The organism is Sphingobacterium sp. UBA6317 (assembly GCF_002440385.1).
Lineage (GTDB): Bacteria > Bacteroidota > Bacteroidia > Sphingobacteriales > Sphingobacteriaceae > Sphingobacterium > Sphingobacterium multivorum.
In genome coordinates, this window is sequence record NZ_DJTD01000051.1 from 1 (window position 1) to 5,669 (window position 5,669).

Here is a 5,669-nt window from a genome sequence, read left to right on the forward strand (position 1 = left end):
AGATTACAGACTGAAAAATGAACAGGATTTTAGCGCTACAATTTGCTTTTGATTGGTTGATCTATGAAGTCTATAAGGTCGATTATGATCCTATAAAGGAGATTGAGGCATTCTGGAATCAATATGCCTTAGACGCTATTTCTGCTAATACACTACAGCTATTGAGCACGTATCTTGATAGTGGTGCAGGAGAAAATAGACTCTTAAAGAATGAGGAAATGCAGGAATTTGCAACCGCATTGTATCGGGTGTTGATAGCTTATTGTATCGTCTATCATCGCAATATAGACCTGCGTAAAATGCAGCTGTCAGCAGAAGCTGAAGAGCGCATCGGAAAAGAGCTAGAATTGAGCAAAAAGGTCGCTGAGTTTTTCAGTAGGTTATCGAAATAACCGCCAACAAAAAAATTATGAATATCCTGAGATTTTTAGCCTTTTTAAGGGGCTATATAACCTATATATTTCAAGTACCTGTAAAGCACTACTTAAGCACAGATATAGTACTAATTACGCAAAATTTGCGTAAGAAGATTAGACAAGGAAAAACGTACTTTAAAGGTACTTCGATCCTGCTAAAAAAGCGCTGTAAGATTGGCGCTCAAAACCTAATAAAAAATGTGAATTCTTTGGGCAGCCATCGGGTTTTGTTTGAGGATCGTTCGACACTGTGTCGTACCAGCGTCGCCTCATCTTCGGAAACGCTTCGACTGTTGTTCGACTGCGCTTCGGGTGGGAGTCGAAGCGTACGCGAAGCCCTGCCGAAGCCGAGCCAAAGAGCTCCCGAGCCTGTCTCGACCATGTCCCAAAGAAGTCTCGAAGCTGAGCCAAAGGTCAGTCGAAGAGCGGAAGTGGTATCACATTATTCGGACTTTTTTCTGACCAACTTCGCCCTGGCTTCTGCCTTTCATGCAATTGGCATCAAGTTTTCATCGGGATCTCATCGGGCCACAGCGATCAAAACCCGATGCCGACCCGATGAAAACCCGATGAAATGTAAAAATTCGGCAGGAATTGCTCAAAAGATGGTCGACTATAGCTTGGCACAAGAAACACTCAAGCTTGACTATAGCGCGACCCTAGGTTCACCCTTGCTAAGCCCTTGTTATACACAAGGACAACTAAACGATTGCACAAGCCCCACACAACAAAAGCAAGCTTTTCAGCAGGTGGGAAATGCTAGATTGACTTATGACGTAGAATCTGAACGATCTGTTTTAAGGCTCTTTAAGTCGATCTGTAAGGTTTTTGTGTTTCGGCCCAATACTTTGCTTGTAACAAGTAAAGTGGTTGCTCAGCGGGCTTTAAAATGCTTTCTATCTTTTGCAGATTATAAGCGTGCCTATCGCATCATTTTGACATGCTTGTTTTTATGTTTAGTTTCTATGTTTAGTTTATCGGCTCAGACGCCCCGCAAGAACAGCGGGGCCGATGGGCTATCTGATCTCGTTGCACTAAATCCGGGCGATAAGATCCCGGATGCGGTATGGAACCAGCCGCTCGAACTCCAGTATTTTAATGGTCAAAAGAAAACAATCAAATTCGCTGATCTGAAAGGGAAACTGATCCTGCTGGATTTTTGGTCAACTGGCTGCCCGAGCTGTATTGAAGGAATTCCCGACATGGAATTGATCCAGCAGCGCTTTAAGGATAAGGTACAGGTTGTGATGGTCAATAGTAAGCGGAATAAGGATACCCCAGAGCGGATAAAAAAGCGATTCAAGAAATATAAAGAGGACTTTAATTACACACCGGTATTGCCGACAATACTGAATGATACCTTGTTTACATCACTTCTTCCGCATAATACGTTGCCAACGATAGGAATTATCAATTCCGAAGGTGAATTTGTCCTCAATTCATACGCAAGTTCTATCACAGAGGATATTATCAAAGATTTTTTAAAAACTGGCGTGTCAAGCCGATTTATTGAAAAATCGGAAATCAAAAATACGGCCCGGATAAACACGCAGCCTTTGGTGGATACAACGGGACTTTTATTTTGCTCGGTGATGTCGGGTTATCGGGAGAATTATCTCGGTGTGTATCCCGCAATGTCCTACAGCGAAGGGAATTCACTGTTTCAGGTAGGGAATTACTTTCTGAATACCTGTTATCAGCTGGCTTTTCCTGATGCATTCAAAGGGGTACAATCGAACCTTTTCGTTTTTGATGATCAGATTAACAAGGAATTTATCGATCTCATATACGACTTTAAAACAACAAAAGGACAGTTTTGGTATCAGCTCTACCTGCGCGATAGTATCACTCAGGAGTTAGCATTCGATTATTTTAGAAATGCTTTGATTCAACGGTTTCATGTTGCAGTTGAGCGAAAAAATGGTGTTGTTGCGGCATACGCACTTTCGCTGGATGTATCGCGTCCACTATGGAAAACCAAGGGCGGAATGTATATGAATAGTGTGGATAAAGGCAATGAATCTTTGATCATGCAAAATATGCCCCTAAATGGTGTGATTGGTTTCATTAGGTCTGTTTTGGATAAGCCGGTAATTTTTGAGGGTAAAAGTGCCGAACGGATTGATCTGCGTTTGTCGGGAAACTTTCTTGATCTGTCTATCAAACAAAAAATAGCTGCGCTGGAACAGCATGGTATAAAACTTACACCAACACAATACAGTGGTGAATATCCTTATTTCTATACCGTACCTACTAATCATACGAAGTAATGAGGGTGTTGTTGACAGCGCTTTTGACAAGCGTATTGTTTTTCATGGGCAAGGCTCAGGAAAAAATTTGGGTACAGGGTACAATTGTTTCAGCGAAAGATGGCAGGGAGCTAGTGGGGGCATCTATCCGGAACAACACTTTGCATAATCAGGCTGCAAGTTCACTGAAAGGAAAATTTGCTATTCAGGTAGGTGATCATAAAGATTCTTTATTGATCAGTTGTATTGGTTATCTAGATAGGACAGTAGTAGCCGGATTTTTTGAGAAGAATAAAATATTGGCTTTAAATGCTAATGAGATTTATTTGGAAGAGGCTATTGTCAGTACCGGTTATCAGACATTGAAAGCCAATGAGGTGACAGGGGCCATTGATGTAGTCGATAATAAGATGCTCAGTCAGCAGGTGGGAACTAATATTCTGGATAGGCTCAATAACATGACAACAGCAATTCGCTTCGACAATCAGCCGATACAAAATGCTGACCTGCAGAAACTGAATATTTCCGTACGCGGACTGAGTACGATAAACGGAAACCTGGATCCGCTCATTGTGCTAGACGGCTTTATCTATGAGGGGGATATCAGTAATATCGATCCCAATAATATTGAAAGTGTCTCCATCCTGAAAGATGCTGCGGCGAGTGCCATATGGGGAGCCCGCGCTGGGAACGGTGTTATCGTCATGACTTCAAAAAAGGGTGCTTTTTCTAAGGAGCAGAAGACAAAAATAACATTGTCAAATACAGTGATTTTGAAGGAAAATAGCGATCTGAATAAAATCTATCAGCCCCAAAATGCGGATTTTATCGCACTCGAAAAATATCTTTTTGATAAGGGCTATTATGATTCGGAATTGCTATACCAGCCTTATCTGGCACAGTCGCCAGTGATCGACCTATTGGATCGACGTAAGCGCAACCTGATTTCACCGGCAGATTCGGCCAGCGGTACAGCTAAACTCATGGTACAAAATGGAAGACAAAACTATATGGATGCTTTTTATAATGTTCCGTTTGTCAATCAGCACGCGCTGAATATCTCGGGCGGGGGGGCACGCAATTCGTATGGGTTTGGTATTGGGTATACGGGGAATAAATCCGAACTGGATGCTTTTGATAGAAAGATCAATATCCAGCTGTCCAATAGTTTCAGACCTACCGACAATTTACAGTTGGATCTCCAGGTGCTGTATACCAATCAGGATAGCAGAAAAGGCAAACCTGAATTCTCATCGTTAAGCTATAGCAGTATGCAGGTGCCATATCTTCAGTTTCTAAATGAGGATGGTACTGAAATCCCATTTGAAAAGGAATATAGGTCCAGTTATCTGAAGGAAAACTATACAAATGGTTATCTGCCATGGGATTACTATCCACTGTCGGAATACAGATATGCAAAAGACCGACGGCAGAACAATGAATGGTTTTCGAGCCTGAACCTGAAATATAAGGTATTACCTTACTTACATCTGAATGTCGGGGGACAGATTCAGCAGCAGCGTACTGAAAATAACGAATTGAATACTTTGGAAAGTTATGAAGCACGTAAGTGGATCAATGAATTTACCATCATCGGTACGGGTACCACAGCTACAAAATATAACATTCCACTTGGTGGTATAAAACGGTACTCCGCTGCTGAGGGCAGGTCGTATACGCTACGTGGTCAAATTGATTTTAACAAATCGATTGGTCGGCATCTGTTGGTCGGCATTCTTGGTGGCGAGGTACGGGAGAACAGATCGAACACAAATTCCTATACGGCCTATGGATACAATGAACTGCCGATGTCAAGCACTTCGGTAGACTTTGTAACTCGCTTTCCAACATTGCCGGATGATGGGATGCGACGGATACCGGGAGCGCCGCAATTTTTTAAAAATGTAAATCGATTTGTATCACTTTATACCAATATAAGCGACCGGTTTATGGACCGCTATGGCCTATCTATGAGTTTGCGTAAAGACGGCGCTAATATCTTTGGTGCTTCGACCAATGATAAATGGTCGCCGCTCTGGTCCGTAGGCGGATCTTGGGACATTCATAAGGAGGCTTTCTTTAAGCTGGCCCTGTTTGATTATCTAAAATTGAGGACAACCTATGGAACCAGTGGTAACGTCGATCTACGACGGTCGCCAGATCCAATTGCCTATATCGGTTCGGCAACTTATACCAGCTATCCAATGTATCAGATAAGTACCTTGAACGATCCCTTGCTAAAATGGGAAAGAGTGGCAACCACTAACTTTGGTCTTGATTTTTCAGTAAGAAAAGGAAGATTGTCCGGGCGTATTGACTATTATGTAAAAAAAGGCAAAGATCTATACGGACTGAGCGAATACGATTATACGGCATGGGGCTTACAGGGTACAGTTGTCAAGAATTTGGCAGGAATGCGGGGACAAGGTTTTGATATTGACTTAAATTCAAAGAATATAAGCGGAAAGATCAACTGGGATACGCGAACGATATTAAGCTTGAATAGGAACAAAACAACGCAATATTACAATCTGCAAAACAGCGTCACATCCTTTCTCTCGAGCGGAAATACCATCACACCGATCGTCGGTAAACCACTGAACGCATTGGCTGCTTATAAATGGATGGGGTTGAATGAATTTGGGGAAGGGCAGGGCCTGCTGGATGGTCAGCTAAGTACAAACTATACCACCATACGCAACCAGGCTAATGCGTCGCCGGATGGAAATGAAAGTATCGTGTATTTTGGATCCTCCAAACCGCAGGTCTTTGGGAATATAATCAATACACTGGCTTGGAAGTCTTTGATTTTTTCTTTCAACGTCAGTTTTAAGGGGGACTATTACGTCAGGCGTCCTGTGACGTCCTATTTTTCATTGTTTGCTAACGGTAAGGCCTATCCAGATTTTGATCAGCGATGGCAGCAGCCTGGGGATGAACAACATACACAGGTTCCTGGTATGAAATATCCTATAAAATCATTGTCGGATGCATTCTATCAATA

3 protein-coding genes are annotated in these 5,669 nt (G+C 42.4%); all 3 read left to right on the forward strand.

Annotation, left to right across the window (positions count from 1 at the left end):
* The first annotated feature begins 17 nt into the window (after window positions 1-17).
* Window positions 18-392: a hypothetical protein gene (locus tag B3E92_RS17750; RefSeq protein WP_112375789.1), complete on the forward strand. Its 375-nt coding sequence runs from the start codon at window positions 18-20 to the stop codon at window positions 390-392.
* Between the two features lie 125 nt (window positions 393-517).
* The gene (locus tag B3E92_RS17755) at window positions 518-2,686 is read left to right on the forward strand and encodes a TlpA family protein disulfide reductase (protein ID WP_204990977.1); all 2,169 of its coding nucleotides are present in this window, start codon (window positions 518-520) and stop codon (window positions 2,684-2,686) included.
* The coding region (locus B3E92_RS17760) for a SusC/RagA family TonB-linked outer membrane protein (RefSeq protein WP_286897767.1) at window positions 2,686-5,669 on the forward strand (2,984 nt) is incomplete at its 3' end. The genes B3E92_RS17755 and B3E92_RS17760, both read left to right, overlap by 1 nt.